14 protein-coding genes are annotated in these 13,742 nt (G+C 52.9%); 4 read left to right on the forward strand and 10 right to left on the reverse strand.

Annotated elements, in window-relative coordinates:
- Positions 1 to 2: 2 nt before the first annotated feature.
- Complete coding sequence (gene cysK, locus ABJM21_RS09360) at positions 3 to 923, forward strand: cysteine synthase A (protein WP_348301414.1); 921 nt, start codon at positions 3 to 5, stop codon at positions 921 to 923.
- Positions 920 to 1,633: a dienelactone hydrolase family protein gene (locus ABJM21_RS09365; RefSeq protein ID WP_348301413.1), complete on the forward strand. Its 714-nt coding sequence runs from the start codon at positions 920 to 922 to the stop codon at positions 1,631 to 1,633. The genes cysK and ABJM21_RS09365 overlap by 4 nt, the downstream gene beginning before the upstream one ends.
- 55 nt (positions 1,634 to 1,688) lie before the next feature.
- On the opposite strand, the gene ABJM21_RS09370 is transcribed toward ABJM21_RS09365, so the two are convergent.
- From ABJM21_RS09370 to hisI, 5 genes are all read right to left on the reverse strand, one after another.
- On the reverse strand, positions 1,689 to 1,967 hold the full coding sequence (locus ABJM21_RS09370) for a hypothetical protein (RefSeq protein WP_348301412.1): 279 nt from the start codon (positions 1,965 to 1,967) through the stop codon (positions 1,689 to 1,691).
- A 166-nt stretch (positions 1,968 to 2,133) separates the two neighbouring features.
- A complete protein-coding gene (locus tag ABJM21_RS09375) occupies positions 2,134 to 3,936 on the reverse strand; it encodes an acyl-CoA dehydrogenase C-terminal domain-containing protein (protein WP_348301411.1) in 1,803 nt (600 codons plus the stop codon).
- A 55-nt stretch (positions 3,937 to 3,991) separates the two neighbouring features.
- The gene (locus ABJM21_RS09380; protein WP_348301410.1) at positions 3,992 to 4,429 is read right to left on the reverse strand and encodes a MerR family DNA-binding transcriptional regulator; all 438 of its coding nucleotides are present in this window, start codon (positions 4,427 to 4,429) and stop codon (positions 3,992 to 3,994) included.
- A gap of 37 nt (positions 4,430 to 4,466) precedes the next feature.
- On the reverse strand, positions 4,467 to 5,003 hold the full coding sequence (locus ABJM21_RS09385; RefSeq protein ID WP_348301409.1) for a hypothetical protein: 537 nt from the start codon (positions 5,001 to 5,003) through the stop codon (positions 4,467 to 4,469).
- Entirely contained in the window at positions 5,000 to 5,374 is a 375-nt protein-coding gene (gene hisI / locus ABJM21_RS09390) for a phosphoribosyl-AMP cyclohydrolase (RefSeq protein WP_348301408.1), read from the reverse strand. Before hisI ends, ABJM21_RS09385 begins: the two co-directional genes overlap by 4 nt.
- A gap of 197 nt (positions 5,375 to 5,571) precedes the next feature.
- On the opposite strand from hisI, the gene purF reads away from it, so the two are divergent.
- On the forward strand, positions 5,572 to 7,065 hold the full coding sequence (gene purF / locus ABJM21_RS09395) for an amidophosphoribosyltransferase (protein WP_348301407.1): 1,494 nt from the start codon (positions 5,572 to 5,574) through the stop codon (positions 7,063 to 7,065).
- Between the two features lie 27 nt (positions 7,066 to 7,092).
- The gene (locus ABJM21_RS09400; protein ID WP_348301406.1) at positions 7,093 to 7,794 is read left to right on the forward strand and encodes an SDR family NAD(P)-dependent oxidoreductase; all 702 of its coding nucleotides are present in this window, start codon (positions 7,093 to 7,095) and stop codon (positions 7,792 to 7,794) included.
- Here ABJM21_RS09400 and ABJM21_RS09405 read toward each other — a convergent pair.
- The 5 genes from ABJM21_RS09405 to ABJM21_RS09425 all read right to left on the reverse strand — a co-directional run bounded on the left by ABJM21_RS09405 (position 7,787) and on the right by ABJM21_RS09425 (position 13,715).
- Positions 7,787 to 9,019, reverse strand: coding sequence for a serine hydrolase (locus ABJM21_RS09405; protein WP_348301405.1), 1,233 nt, complete (start codon positions 9,017 to 9,019; stop codon positions 7,787 to 7,789). The genes ABJM21_RS09400 and ABJM21_RS09405 overlap by 8 nt on opposite strands.
- Before the next feature lie 15 nt (positions 9,020 to 9,034).
- Entirely contained in the window at positions 9,035 to 10,294 is a 1,260-nt protein-coding gene (locus tag ABJM21_RS09410; RefSeq protein WP_348301404.1) for a cyclopropane-fatty-acyl-phospholipid synthase family protein, read from the reverse strand.
- Between the two features lie 67 nt (positions 10,295 to 10,361).
- The gene (locus tag ABJM21_RS09415; protein WP_348301403.1) at positions 10,362 to 11,144 is read right to left on the reverse strand and encodes an SDR family oxidoreductase; all 783 of its coding nucleotides are present in this window, start codon (positions 11,142 to 11,144) and stop codon (positions 10,362 to 10,364) included.
- A 160-nt stretch (positions 11,145 to 11,304) separates the two neighbouring features.
- Positions 11,305 to 12,696: a deoxyribodipyrimidine photo-lyase gene (locus ABJM21_RS09420; protein ID WP_348301402.1), complete on the reverse strand. Its 1,392-nt coding sequence runs from the start codon at positions 12,694 to 12,696 to the stop codon at positions 11,305 to 11,307.
- Entirely contained in the window at positions 12,693 to 13,715 is a 1,023-nt protein-coding gene (locus tag ABJM21_RS09425) for a metal-dependent hydrolase (protein ID WP_348301401.1), read from the reverse strand. The genes ABJM21_RS09420 and ABJM21_RS09425 overlap by 4 nt, the downstream gene beginning before the upstream one ends.
- Between the last annotated feature and the right edge of the window lie 27 nt (positions 13,716 to 13,742).

Consider the following 13,742-nt stretch of genomic DNA (forward strand, 5'->3'; position numbering starts at 1 on the left):
AAATGATCGCCGATACTATTCTCGATACGATTGGGAATACACCCCATATCAAAATGCAACGCCTGTTTGGCGATGCCAATGTCTGGATCAAGTCCGAACGGTCTAACCCCGGTGGTTCGATCAAAGACCGGATCGCAATGGCAATGATTGAAGATGCCGAAAAATCTGGCGCGCTCAAACCTGGTGGAACCATTATCGAGCCGACATCCGGCAATACCGGTGTGGGACTTGCCATGGTGGCGGCCGTCAAAGGCTATAAGCTGATCTTGGTTATGCCCGAGTCCATGTCTTTGGAACGCCGCCGGTTGATGCTGGCTTATGGTGCGAGCTTTGATCTCAGCCCCAAAGAAAAGGGCATGAAAGGCGCCATCGAACGCGCTCAGGAATTGATCGACTCCACGCCGGGCGCGTGGATGCCGCAACAGTTTGAAAATCCTGCTAATTTTGAAGTGCATAAACGTACGACGGCGAAAGAGATTTTGGCTGATTTCAAAGATAATCCGCTGGATGCGATCATCACCGGTGTTGGCACCGGCGGTCATATTACTGGCGTCGCCGAAGTGTTGAAACAGGAATGGAGCGGACTGAAAGTCTATGCCGTTGAACCGGCCGGTTCGCCTGTCATTGGCGGCGGACAACCCGGACCACACCCGATCCAGGGCATTGGCGCTGGCTTCATTCCTGGCAACCTGCATACGCAGAGCATTGATGGTGCGATTCAAGTCGAACCGGTTGATGCGAAAGCAATGGCTCTTCGCGCAGCGAAGGAAGAAGGCATGCTGGTTGGGATAAGTTCCGGCGCCACAATGGCTGCCATTGCTCAGAAGCTTCCAGAGCTTGGCGATGGTGCCAATGTGCTTGGCTTCAACTATGATACCGGCGAACGCTATCTTTCTGTGCCGGAGTTTCTACCCGAAGAATGAGCTCAATCGAAGTCAACACCTTCACCTATCATCATGGTGACTTGGAATTGGCGGGCTATATGGCCCAGCCGAGCCGTTATCCGCGCGCGGCTATATTGATCGTGCCGACGATTGCCGGTCCGAACAAGATCATGTTTGAACGGGCACGCTGGTTGGCATCTATCGGTTATTCGGCGATGGTTTGCGACCTTTATGGTCAAGGCGAAATAACCGACAATCGCCTCGCGCAAACCATGGCCAACGCCCTGAGAGCGGATCCGGAAAATTATCGGAATCGCTTTCGCTGTGCTCTGGATGAACTGCGCACACGCTCAAGGCTTGCCAACCATCGGATTGCCGCGATTGGTTATTGCATGGGCGGGGAAATTGTTCTCGAAATGGCGCGCGGCGGGGAAGATATCGCGCTTGTTGTCAGTTTCCATGGACTATTGGCGACGCCGCTACCGGCCAAAAGAGGGGCGATCAAGGCGCGTCTTTTGGTATGCCACGGCCGCGCGGATCCATTGGTTCCGCCGAAACAGGTTCGTGCGTTTCTCGAAGAAATGGATATTGCCGGAGCAGATTGCCATATGCACACCTATACGGGTGTGGTGCACGGTTTTACGGACCCTGCCAGTGACGGAAAGCCGCTTGATGCCGTATCTTACAACAAGTCTGCAGACATACAGAGTAAGGCCGCGATGCTGAGCATGTTTGAAGAATTATTCTAGACAATAAAGAACCGGGCCAGATTGCTCCGGCCCGGCTCTTTTCATTTGCGATGGCTTAATCGGGTTTACCATCACCGTCGTCGTCAAGCAGGTCGGGCTTGCCGTCACCATCAGTATCCCAGGCGTCTGGTTGGCCATCACCGCTGCGATCCCAGGCATCCATCGTTCCATCGCCATCAGTGTCGATGGTTGGTGCTGGAATTTCAGATTCCGCGGGTTCTTCCTGCGTATCTTGCGCCGCTATTGCGCCCGTTGCCATTGAGAAACCAACGCCAACGGTAACCAGATAGGGAGTCATCCTCCGCATTGGGCTTAACGTTTTTTTGGAATGCATTGCATCTTCTCCTAATGCAGATCATTCCCCTGTCCTGCACAGAGATGTGCTACCGCCGCCCGCGAAACAAGCGGGCAGCGGTTAGATGAGGCATAAACAAGACTTTTCGGCGGTTTTTGCCAGTTGTCGTACGTCAGACACTGTCCGCCGTGATGCAAAACCGGGCTTAGGCGACTGCGAACAACTCTGGATCAAGCGCCATGATCGCTTCGCTTCCACCTTCAATTTTACGGCGCAGTGATCCGGCATCAGGGAAAAAGCGTTCAGAGAAATATCGTGCTGTTACCAGCTTACCGTCGTAATATTTCGCGTTGTCCTCGCCAGCAGCCAAGGCTTCTGAAGCCGCCTTTGCCATCCGGAGCCACATCAAACCGAGAGCAACAATGCCCATGATATGCATATAGTGGTGAGCACCGGCCCCGGCATTATTGGGGTTCGCCATGGCGTTTTGCATGAACCACATGGTCGCCTTTTGCAGCTCGCCATTGGCCTTCTCGAGACCTTCTGCGAAGTCCTTCAGCTTGTCATCGGCTTTGGCTTCTTCAACTTCCTTAGTGATCACAGCAAAGAGAGCCTGAACACCACGGCCACCATTTTGGGCAAGTTTCCGGCCAACCAGATCCATCGCCTGGATACCGTTCGCACCTTCATAGATCATCGCGATACGGGCATCGCGGACATATTGTTCCATGCCCCACTCGCCAATATAACCGTGACCACCATAGACTTGCTGCGCATTGGTCGCGATTTCATAGCCTTTGTCGGTGCCATAACCTTTAATCACTGGCGTAAGCAGCGACAGCAGATCATCCGCCATCTGGCGTTCTTCTTCGGTCTGTGCCTTGTGAATCAAATCCGCTTGCAATGCGCCCCATAGGCATAGAGCCCGCATGCCCTCGGTAAAGGCTTTCCCGTCGAGAAGCATCCGGCGTACATCGGGGTGAACGAATAAGGTATCCGCTTTCTCTTCCAGATCTTCCGGACCTGTAAGTGCCCTGCCCTGACGGCGATCATTGGCGTAATGAACGGCATTTTGATAGGCTACCTCGGCAATACCAAGCCCTTGCTGGCCAACGCCCAGACGCGCCACATTCATCATGATGAACATAGCGGCGAGGCCCTTATTCTCTTCGCCGACCAGATAACCAGTCGCCCCGTCATAGTTCATCACACAAGTAGAGTTACCGTGAATGCCCATTTTATGCTCGATCGAACCGCAGGACACAGCGTTCTTATCACCGAGCGAGCCATCTTCATTGACGATGAATTTGGGTACGATGAACAAGGAAATACCTTTTACACTATCCGGAGCGTCCGGTGTCTTCGCGAGCACCAGGTGGATAATGTTGTCGGCCATGTCATGTTCACCAGATGAGATGAAAATCTTGGTTCCGGTAATCGCATGAGAGCCATCGGCATTAGGTTCAGCCTTGGTTCTGATCAGCCCGAGATCGGTGCCGCAATGTGGTTCGGTCAGGTTCATTGTACCGGTCCATTCACCAGACAACATTTTGGGCACGAACTTGGCCTTCTGCTCTTCGCTACCTTTTGCAAGAATCGAGGAAATAGCACCGTGAGTAAGGCCCGGATACATAGCAAAAGCCATGTTGCCGCTGGCCATATATTCCTCAAAGGCCATGGAAACGATATGGGGCAAGCCTTGGCCGCCAAATTCTTCTGGACCCGACAATGTACCCCAACCTGCTTCGCGATATTGTTTATAGGCATCTTTGAAACCGGTAGGCGTGGTCACGCTGCCGTCTTCGTGCCGCGTGCAACCCTCTAGGTCGCCGACTTGATTGAGAGGGAACAGTACATTCTCGATGAATTTGCTACCTTCGGTCAGAATGGCATCAATCATTTCCGGCGTCGCATTTTCAAACCCTGGCAGGTTAGAATAACGCTCCACACCCAGAACATTGTTGATGATAAATTGTGTGTCCCGCACTGGGGCTTGATAATTAGGCATTATCCAAAACTTTCTCTTAATTGGGTACAGCCAGACAATACTGGCGCTCTATCCTCTAATTTTGTTGCGCTTTGGCGTCCGTTACGGCGTCCTGCACAATCTTAATAAATTCTGTCAGTTCTTTGATCGAACTATCAATGTCACTTCGCTGCTTTTTGAGAAGGTCGACCTTCTCTTGGCATCTGTCGAGAGTCACTTCCATTTGCGTGATCCGCCCGTCACCCAGATCATAGAGATCAATCATCTCGCGAATCTCAGTCAGGCTAAATCCGACATTTTTCGCGCGCATGATCCACGCAAGGCGTGCACGATCTCGCTTTGTATATATACGCGAAAGACCTTTGCGATGCGGCGCTATAAGCCCCTCATCTTCATAGAAACGAAGCGCACGAGCCGTGACGTCAAATTCTTCAGATAAATCCGAAATTGTAAAAGTTTCGCGATTCTTCAGGTCGGGCGTATCGATTTCAGCGTGATTAAGCGGTTTCGACATGGATCATGTATAGCTTACGCTAACGTAAACGTCAATACTATCCACCCGGGCACAGGTTTTCAATTTCACGACCACGCGTTGATCGCGCGACCGCGTCCCCTTCCCCAACCAGATAAAAGCTCACACCGTTCAAGCCGGCACGTGGCGTACAGTAACTTTCACAAGATTCCGGTAAATTTCCCGGTAGTCGAAGAGCAACGCCATCAAAGCTGGCGGTAAAACTACACCTTTGCTCACTGTCTAGGGTAATCCGAACATCTTCACCGTCTCGTTCAGCAGCGCCCAAGCCTTCACATTTGCTATCGGGACCAAAAACGGCAAGTAGCCCAACTTGATAGCCGCCCTGATCATTGCCCACTGCACAAAAGCGGTCCTCACCAAGATCGCTTTGCCGTTCGAAAGCGCCAGATAGACTTACATTTCGGACGTCAGGAATAACGCCAGCCTCGATCGCGGCTTGCTCCAGCGAAGATAGCGGTTCAGTCTGATTTTCAGTGGCGGGGCGTTTCTGATCAGCAATTTGGTCACAACCGCTTAGCAATAACAAAAAAAACAGTGCAAATTTGCGGGTCACTCAACGCGTTCCAGTTTGCCGCTCTCTATTTTACGATAGAAGCAACTTGCCACTCCGGTATGACAAGTGGGACCTGCTGGCTTGGCCTTGATCCACAAAGCGTCCTGATCACAATCAATCAGCAACTCGCTTACATGTAGAACATGACCCGATGTTTCACCCTTTTTCCAAAGGCTCTGCCGGCTCCGCGAATAGAAATGCGCAAATCCCGTTTCTTGCGTCAAGGCAAGCGCCTCAGCGTTCACAAAAGCGATCATCAGAACGGCACCTGACGAATCATCTGTCACTACGGCGCTCATCAAACCGTTCGAATCATATTTCGGATTAAGCTGCGATCCGCTCTCCCGGTCGGCATTTTGGTCATGTGTCATCCTTTTCAATTAGGGTTCCGAAGCGTGCTGTGCAACGCAAAACCGGCCTTTGTTCGATTGAAGCGATCCAGGGCTAAAAAATATGATATTTTTATGACCAAGGGGGCAGACAAACTGAGGAATCAAATCTATATCCCTGCCATCCCCTGCTGGCGTCATTACGGCGCGTGTATTTTGGGCAGCAAACAAGGTGCGATATGCTTACAACTCACCCGTTTGACGATGACAAGCTACGAGAAGAATGCGGCGTTTTTGGTGTCGCCGGTGTTGAAGATGCCGCAGCGATGGTTGCACTGGGCCTTCACGCCTTGCAACATCGTGGACAGGAAGCCGCGGGCATCACATGCCGTAACGGGCGTGAATTTTATAGTCATAGAGCCCTTGGCCCTGTCGCAGGTAACTTCGATAGCCAGGAAGTTATGGACAAGCTGCGCGGCGACTATGCTTGCGGCCATGTACGATATTCCACTACGGGCGCAGGCACTTTACGGAACATCCAACCGCTAGAAGCAGACCTTGCCTCTGGCGGTTTTGCTATTGCCCACAATGGCAATATATCCAATGCATTGAAACTTCGCGAAGAGCTGGTGCGCAACGGATCGATATTCCAGTCTACCAGTGACACCGAAGTCATTATCCATCTGCTGGCAACATCAAAATATCGCACGCTTCTGGATAAGTTTATTGACGCGTTACGGAAAGTGGAAGGCGCCTATTCCCTCATCTGCATGACGCCAGAGGGCATGATCGCATGCCGTGATCCATTAGGTATCCGTCCGCTTGTCATTGGCAAGATTGGTGATGCTTATGTGTTCGCGTCCGAAACCGTTGCTCTCGATCTTGTCGGCGCAGAATATGTGCGCAGTGTGGATGCCGGAGAGTTGATTGTCGTTTCAAATGGCGAGATGCGCTCGCACAGGCCATTTGGGGAAACCAGTGCACGCCCCTGCATTTTTGAGCATGTCTATTTCTCGCGCCCCGATTCGATCGTTGATGGGTCATCAGTTTATAGCGTCCGTAAAGAAATCGGCGCTCAACTGGCAATCGAAAACCCGGTTGATGCTGACTATGTAATCCCTGTGCCAGACAGCGGAACCCCCGCAGCCATTGGCTATGCTGAACAGTCCGGCATTCCATTTGAACTGGGAATCATCCGCTCTCATTATGTTGGGCGAACATTTATTCAACCTGGCGATGGCGTTCGACATCTCGGCGTGAAACTAAAGCATAACGCCAATCGGCCGCTGGTGAATGGGAAGAAGATCGTCCTTATCGATGACAGCATCGTTCGCGGCACAACCAGCCTGAAAATCGTTCAGATGATGCGCGAAGCGGGGGCCGCTGAAGTACATATGCGCATTGCCAGCCCGCCAACCATGCATAGCTGTTTTTATGGTGTGAACACACCTCAGCGTGAGAAGCTGCTCGCGGCGATGAAATCGGTTGAGCAAATGTGCGAATATATTCAAGCGGACAGCCTGTCCTTCATCTCTATTGATGGCCTTTATCGCGCCGTTGGTGAGGAATCACGACAGGACATCCAACCGCAATATTGTGACGCTTGTTTCACCGGTGCCTATCCGACACCGCTAACAGATCAGGAAGGCCTGCAACAACCCGATCAGTTGACAATGTTGAACGAAAAGGTCGGAGCCAACGAGGCGCCGATACTGGCTGAACAAGTTGGGTAGTTGTGACGCTTACAGGTGGATTTACCAATGAGTTTTGAAAATCAACTAGCGCTCGTTACGGGTGCAAGTCGCGGTATCGGTGCTGCAACTGCAATTGCACTGGCCGCAAAAGGTGCACATGTCATATTGACGGCGCGCAACGCCAAAGACCTAGAGGCGGTTGAAGAAACAATTCATCAAGCTGGCGGTCACGCGACTATTGCGCCGCTGGATCTGACCGATGGCGACAGTGTTGGGCGGCTTGCCCAAGCTATCTCAGAGCGCTGGGACGCGCTTGATATCATGGTTTTGAATGCCGCAATGCTAGGAACATTGACGCCCGTGCCTGCCATAGATGGCAAAGAGTTTAACAGCGTTCTGACTCTCAACCTTATTGCCCAGCAAGCCCTTATTGCCGGATTTGATCCGATGATGCGCAAGAGTGAAGATGCCCGTTTACTGGCCATTACCAGTAGCGTTGGCCGATCTCCTCGCGCCTTTTGGGGCGCCTATGGCGCATCCAAAGCGGCTCTGGAAACACTGGTGATCAGCTATGGCGAAGAGATGCGCAATCTCGGTAAATTACGTACCGCTATCATCAATCCAGGGCGCACTCGTACTGATATGCGTGCAAAAGCCTATCCCGGCGAAGACCCGCAATCGGTGAAATCGCCAGAGGTTGTGGCTGATCGCATGATTGAAATTCTCGCCAGTGACTTCGAGACTGGCGAGAGTTTCGATATCAGTTAGCAGCAGCGTTTTCTGGCGCCTCTCCAGCCTCTGAATCCAGATATGTTTTCACTGCATTGAAAAAAGCAATGCGCTGGTCTTTCTGCTCATCTGGCGTCGCGCTTGGCCAATTGCCGTTGCTGGCAATAACCAATTTGCGGGCAGGATCGATAAATATCCCCTGTCCGAAAATCCCCTGCCCGGCAAAGCTACCATCATCAAAAGTCCACCATTGATAGCCATAGCCGCGGCCCGGAGCACCGATATCCGCCTGTTTCGTGCCGGCCTTGGCAAACCAGCCATCGGGCACCACGGATTCCTCGCCAATCATGCCGCCATTCATCGCAAATTGACCAAAGAGCGCATAGTCCCTGACGGTGGCGGAAATGCAGCAACCGCCAATTTCCTTGCCGCCTTCATTGAGCAACCATTCCCCATCTTGTGACATGCCATAAGGCGCCCAGACTTTCTCCGACAGATATTCGGAGATGGTCTTTCCTGTCGCCTTCGCCACCAAAACGCCGATGAGATTGGTCTCGCCGGTATTATATTGCCAGCGCGTACCGGGCTCAGCCTCATTCTCCAGAGTCTTCATGTAAACAATGATTGGATCAATACCATCAACCGGTTTCGTATCGTTGAACAAAGCCACATCGGACTTCGGATCGGCATAATCCTCATTCCATTTCACACCTGATGTCATGGTTAGAAGCTGCTGCACCGTCACTCCATCATAGCCGCTGCCTTTCAGCTCAGGGATATAGTCTGTCAGCGGATCATCGATCGATTTGATAAAGCCGTCTTTGATCGCCGCGCCCACCATGGTTGAGACCAGTGACTTGGCAACAGAGAAAGACGTCCAGCGATCATCCTTCTCAAAATCCATGCGATATTCTTCCAGCCGGATTTTGCCGTCCTGCAATATCACAATGCCAGCCGTGCGCTGGTCAGCCATATATTGATCGACAGACAGCATCTTGCCATCCACTTCAAATTCTGTCGGGAGTGCTTCGCCTTTTTCCAACACCTTCGGTGCTTCACCAGCCGCGATCGTGTTCGACGGGACCAGCGTATCCATCATCCGGAAGGCTTTGTTGCGCTGATCATCGGTCCAGAAAAGGATGTTCTTGTCGGTCGGCAGTCCAGCGGCGTCCGCAGCTACTTCCTTGACCTTCTCACAACCCGGTAATGCCAGACACAGGCCAACACCTGTCATCGCAAGCGTCAGTTTTTTACTCAAACCCATGATCCACTCCCGTTCCTATTTTTCTTTTGTCAAAGTAACTTGCGCGACGTTGATACCACCGCCACTGAAACCACCTTCGCAATAGGCGAAATAATAGCGCCAGAGCCGGACAAAATGTTCATCAAATCCAGCCGGCAATTGGCCCTGCTCGACAACCGCATCGAACCGCTCGCGCCAGAGCCGAAGGGTCTCGGCATAGTCAGGGCCGAAATCATGCTGATCCAACCAATTCAGGCCCCGTTCTTCGGCCAGCGCCCGAAAGCGGCTTTCGGACAGCAACATTCCACCGGGGAATATGTAAGTCTGGATAAAGTCTGCACTAGCCGCATATTGTTCAAAAATATCGTCGGCTATGCTGATATATTGGATTGCGGCCCGCCCGCCGGGTTTCAGATTGCGCGCAATACAATCGAGGAAATCCGGCCAATATTTCTGACCGACCGCTTCGACCATTTCAACGCTGGCTATCGCGTCATATTGGTCATCAACATCGCGATAGTCCTGAATAAGATAATTGGCTTCCGGATGATGCTCCCGCGCCCATATGGTTTGCTCGTCCGACAAGGAAATGCCTGTCACATCCAAATCATATTCACGCGCCAAGGTTCCGGACAGATATCCCCATCCGCAACCTATCTCCAAAACCTTCTCACCGGGCTGGCTGTCCAACCGCCGCGCTATCGCCCCAACCTTTTTGGCTTGCGCTTCCTCTAGCGTCTTCGCTTTGCCGGCGGTGTCTTCAAAAAGCGCGCTCGAATAGCTCATGCTTTCGTCGAGCCACAACCGGTAAAAATCATTGCCCAGATCATAATGATATTGGATATTCTGACGTGCGCGCACCTTGTCATTGTGGCGCCGCGAATGGCGTAACTTCGCGATCATCCGGAATATCCCGCCGGCTCTTCCTGTATCTTTCAGGCCAGCGCGGTTGCGGGTGAATAGATCGAAAACCGGAACGAGATCGGGGCTCTCCCACTCACCCAATTCCCAAGCGCGATACCAGCCGACGGAACCGCTATTCACCAAGCGCAACAAGGCATTCCAGCTATGGAGCGTAATTTCCGCCATTGGCCCTTCGCCGCGACCGCCGACAATACGCGTAGTGCCATCGGGCAACTTGCCTTCAAACGTACCGTGATCCAATCCCGCATCAATCCGGTCCAATATCCGGTGAAATCCTGGCGCAGCGAGACGCGCGAGCAGCCCACCACCTGTCCCGAAGCGCTTGCGCGCGTCGAGCAGGTGGTTGCCACGTTTTGGTGCCTCAGCATTCATCGCGCAAATATGGACCAGAGGTAACTGCTTGGCAATGCGTTACTATCCTTAGGAAACAAACGCTGCTTCATGAACCCGGAGCCGCAGCAGAACCAGCCAGTATGCCGCCGTCAATCGTCATCTCGGTGCCGGTAATATAGCTTGCTTCATCAGAAGCCAGCAGCACAGCAACCGCCGCGACTTCATCGGCCTCTCCAAAACGTTGCATCGGCGTGTCTTTCACCAATGCTGCCATCGCAGCCTCGCGCTGCTCGCCCTCACCCAACATGGGTTCCCACATTGGAGTCATAATCGCTGCGGGATGGATGGAATTACAGCGGATATTTAAACCCAGTTGCGCGCAATAGAGCGCCACCGATTTGCTGTGGTTGCGGATCCCCGCCTTGGACGAGGCATAGGCCGCAGCACCGGGAATGCCGACCATGCCGGAACGTGAAGAGATGTTGATGATTGAACCCGCCCCCTTCTCCTTCATGGCGCGGATCGCATAACGGCACCCCATGAACGTGCCGTCGAGATTAACCCGGTGCACGGCCCGCCAGTCTTCAAGCGACGCATTTTCCGGATCATGGGGCGCTAAGCCCGCTTCAAATCCGGTAATGCCGGCATTGTTGACCACGACATCTGCCGTGGGATGCAGCTCTGCCAGTTGTTTCCAATCGGCTTCTTTTTCCACATCAAGGACGAGGGTTGGGCTTCCCAATTCCTGTCCAGCCTGCGCCAATGTTTCAGCGTCCTTATCGGTCAAAAGGACTGACGCCCCTTCCTCGACAAAGGCTGTGGCAATAGCTTTACCAATACCGCGGGCAGCACCGGTGATAACGCAAAATTTTCCTGATAGTCTGTGCATAAAAGATCCTGAATCTAGGTGTCAAAATATCCAGCCCAAGGGACTGAAGTCACTTCATTTTGATGTGCCAAATGGCGACCTACTTATTCATCGACCTGATATCCTTCTTCAGATTGCGATTATTGATAATCGACCTCTATCGGGATTACAATCCCTTCCCTCACTTCACCTGCGCATAGGCATCCAAAGCCCGTGCACGCGCCACTTTATGGGCGATGATCTTTGACCTGTAGCGCGCGGGCTTCGCGCCGCTTTCTTCCGGATCGTGGATGTACGGATCGCTGACATCAGCCAGCTCCGGCACCCATTTGCGGATATAGTCACCGGCGTTGAATTTTTCTGACTGGGTCAGCGGCGCCATGATCCGGACGAACATATTGCTGTCGACTCCGGTGCCCGAGGTCCACTGCCAATTGACGCTATTCGATGCAAAATCGGCATCGACCAACGTGTCCCAAAACCATTTTTCGCCCTCGCGCCAGTCGATCAGCAAATGCTTGATCAGGAAGCTCGCCGTGATCATCCGCACGCGGTTATGCATCCATCCTGTTGCCCATAGTTCTCGCATGCCGGCATCGACAATCGGATAACCGGTCTGACCGTGACACCAGGCGTTGTAATCCTTGCGCACCTTGGGGTCAGACATATCGCGCCACGGGAATGCCCGGAATTTTTCGCGATAGCTTTCCCCGCCATATTGCGGGAATTGCTGAACGACATTCTGCGCATAGTCCCGCCAGACAATCTCTTTCAGATAGGTTTCTACTTTGGCGCCCTGCCCGGCAATCCGGTTCCAGATCGCTGCTGGACTGATTTCCCCGAAATGAAGATGCGGAGACAGGCGGGACACCAATTGTTCGGATGGCAGATTGCGGCCTTCATCATATTGCGCGGCTTTATCGACAAAGGCTTCAAGACTGTCCTGTGCGCCTTGCTCACCGGGAGACCACATATCCACAAAGCCGGTCGCCCAATCGGGTTTGATCGGCAACAAGTGCCAATCTTCGAGAGAGTCGCTTCCGGGCCAAACATCCGGCGCGGCAATATGTTCTGGCCCAGCCATAGGTTCTGCGGGCGGCATCCGCTCGCGGAGAGATTTCCAGAAAGGCGTGTAGATTTTATAGGGGCTGCCACCACCGGTTTTTAACGTCCCGGGCGGGAGCAGATAATTGCCGTGGTGCAAGATTAGTTCTGTGCTGCCATCCAATTTGGCCCGCAAGTCCTTCTGCGCATTAAGCCACCACGGTTCATAATGATGCAGCGCGTGGATTTCTTGGGCGCCGTGTTCCGCAGCAAGTTCAGCCAATATGTCGGCCGTCTTGCCGCGTCGCAAGATCAGCCGTGATCCTTTGACCCGCAGATCGGTGTCGAGAGATTTCAGGCTATGATGCAACCACCAGCGCGATGCGCCGCCCATTTTGCGGTGTTTTGGCGTTTCGTCGTCTAGTATATAAACTGGGATTACCGGGCCTTTGGCAGCGGCTGCGGTCAATGCCGCCTGATCAGAAAGACGCAAATCCCGGCGGAACCAGAGGATCGTGGGCGATGTCATTGGCCGCCTATGGCAGTTTCTCCTGCTCCCGGATTTTCATCGCTCGATATTACAGTGCTAACGGCAAAACGGTCCTGAACCAGAGGGCTGCGAAACCGCATGTCAGAGACATTCAGGGTCACACCTTCTTCGGATGCAGCACTCTTGTCCTGTTGCAAAATTGGCATTCTCGACCAAAAAAGATATGCGTCTGCATTTGGGTCTGATCTTTTAGCTTTTTCAACCATGGCCTGAGTTGCATCATTTTCAATCCATTCGCCTTTCCAATAAAAGGGCTCCGGATCGATGAGGTCAAATATCGTTTCGCCATATTTGGCATCGACACCTGCGCCCATTTGCCAAAGCATTTCCCGCCGCCAGAAAGTGATCGGTACGGGATTCGCCACCACCTGATCCGGTTTTTGCCCTGTATGCTGAACAACCGCCATTTCGGTATCTGCTTCCGCCTTGCCGGTAATCAACCCGTTGGCAAAAATATACGCACAGATGGTTGCAAAACTGACCCACGCCGGTCGCTGCCAGTCGTCCCTGCCCTTTTTCTCGCGTCGCCGTGATATCCAGACGCCTGCGATCAACGCCGCCCAAATCCAGATATCGATGATGAAGATGCTATCGCCGTAAAACCATTGCGACGAAAAGGGTTCGAGTAGACGAACGCCATAGCTGTTTAGCCAATCGAGCGCGGGGTGGCTGAGGCAACCAATATAGGCCAAGGCCAATAGCCAGCCTTTGTGGATCGGCAAGCGATCCGCTGGCCGCTTGCCACGCATGGTTTGCCAGCGATCGAACCACAACATGATGCCAGTGAGGATGAGCGGCAGCAATACCATCGCTATCGGCCCGTGCGTGATACCCCGGCGAATGGCAAGATGCTGATGCCCGTCTAGCAACGTCGCAAATGCATCAATATCCGGAATATTGGCCGCGATTATCAAGGTCGCCATGCCCAGACCGGTTTTCTTTTTCAGTCCGAGCTGGCCAAGAACGGCTCCGGCGAGACTGTGAGTCAGATTATCCATGCGATCGACAGCCGGCTAAATCGGTCC

The sequence above is a fragment of the Parasphingorhabdus sp. genome, assembly GCF_039977335.1.
GTDB lineage: Bacteria > Pseudomonadota > Alphaproteobacteria > Sphingomonadales > Sphingomonadaceae > Parasphingorhabdus.

Excerpts from the sequence above, each read along its gene's own strand:
- cysK (WP_348301414.1), top strand. The coding sequence starts at position 3 with ATGATCGCCGATACTATTCTCGATACGATTGGGAATACACCCCATATC.
- ABJM21_RS09365 (WP_348301413.1), top strand. The coding sequence starts at position 920 with ATGAGCTCAATCGAAGTCAACACCTTCACCTATCATCATGGTGACTTG.
- ABJM21_RS09370 (WP_348301412.1), bottom strand. The coding sequence starts at position 1,967 with ATGCATTCCAAAAAAACGTTAAGCCCAATGCGGAGGATGACTCCCTAT.
- ABJM21_RS09375 (WP_348301411.1), bottom strand. The coding sequence starts at position 3,936 with ATGCCTAATTATCAAGCCCCAGTGCGGGACACACAATTTATCATCAAC.
- ABJM21_RS09380 (WP_348301410.1), bottom strand. The coding sequence starts at position 4,429 with ATGTCGAAACCGCTTAATCACGCTGAAATCGATACGCCCGACCTGAAG.
- hisI (WP_348301408.1), bottom strand. The coding sequence starts at position 5,374 with ATGACACATGACCAAAATGCCGACCGGGAGAGCGGATCGCAGCTTAAT.
- purF (WP_348301407.1), top strand. The coding sequence starts at position 5,572 with ATGCTTACAACTCACCCGTTTGACGATGACAAGCTACGAGAAGAATGC.
- ABJM21_RS09400 (WP_348301406.1), top strand. The coding sequence starts at position 7,093 with ATGAGTTTTGAAAATCAACTAGCGCTCGTTACGGGTGCAAGTCGCGGT.
- ABJM21_RS09405 (WP_348301405.1), bottom strand. The coding sequence starts at position 9,019 with ATGGGTTTGAGTAAAAAACTGACGCTTGCGATGACAGGTGTTGGCCTG.
- ABJM21_RS09410 (WP_348301404.1), bottom strand. The coding sequence starts at position 10,294 with ATGAATGCTGAGGCACCAAAACGTGGCAACCACCTGCTCGACGCGCGC.
- ABJM21_RS09415 (WP_348301403.1), bottom strand. The coding sequence starts at position 11,144 with ATGCACAGACTATCAGGAAAATTTTGCGTTATCACCGGTGCTGCCCGC.
- ABJM21_RS09420 (WP_348301402.1), bottom strand. The coding sequence starts at position 12,696 with ATGACATCGCCCACGATCCTCTGGTTCCGCCGGGATTTGCGTCTTTCT.
- ABJM21_RS09425 (WP_348301401.1), bottom strand. The coding sequence starts at position 13,715 with ATGGATAATCTGACTCACAGTCTCGCCGGAGCCGTTCTTGGCCAGCTC.